Below are 280 nucleotides of genomic sequence, written 5' to 3'. Positions count from 1 at the left end.
TCCTGCACAGTTCCTTGACCGGCATACCGGCCTCGGCTTCCTTCAGAAACCCGATGATTTGCTGTTCCGTAAAGCGCTTCTTCATGTTCGTCTTCTTCTCCGAAAACGAACTTTACTAGACTCCGGCTGGCCCTGTTTGCAGGGGGCAGGTCAGTATTTCCGCGAGAAGGTCCCGCTGCGCGAGATTGCGAGGCGCACGGGCCTGTCCCGGAACACGGTGCGCAGCTGGCTTCGGCAAACGGATGCCGTTGAGCCGAAGTACCCGAAGCGCGTCAGCCCG

The 280-nt window shown here is 59.6% G+C and carries 2 protein-coding genes; one reads left to right on the top strand and one right to left on the bottom strand.

What is annotated here, in order from left to right; genetic code table 11:
- Positions 1 to 85, bottom strand: an 85-nt coding sequence (locus tag C3Y15_RS31585; RefSeq protein ID WP_134206827.1) for a transposase, incomplete at its 3' end; no start/stop codon positions are given.
- Here C3Y15_RS31585 and C3Y15_RS32505 point away from each other — a divergent pair.
- Positions 59 to 280: helix-turn-helix domain-containing protein (locus C3Y15_RS32505; protein ID WP_243860311.1), on the top strand; the 222-nt coding region annotated here is incomplete at its 3' end. The genes C3Y15_RS31585 and C3Y15_RS32505 overlap by 27 nt on opposite strands.

It is taken from the genome of Burkholderia sp. B10 (assembly GCF_004368385.1).
GTDB classification, from domain to species: Bacteria; Pseudomonadota; Gammaproteobacteria; order Burkholderiales; family Burkholderiaceae; genus Burkholderia; species Burkholderia vietnamiensis.
The sequence above is the reverse complement of the archived record's forward strand: the minus strand, read 5'-3'. Positions and strand labels throughout refer to the sequence as shown.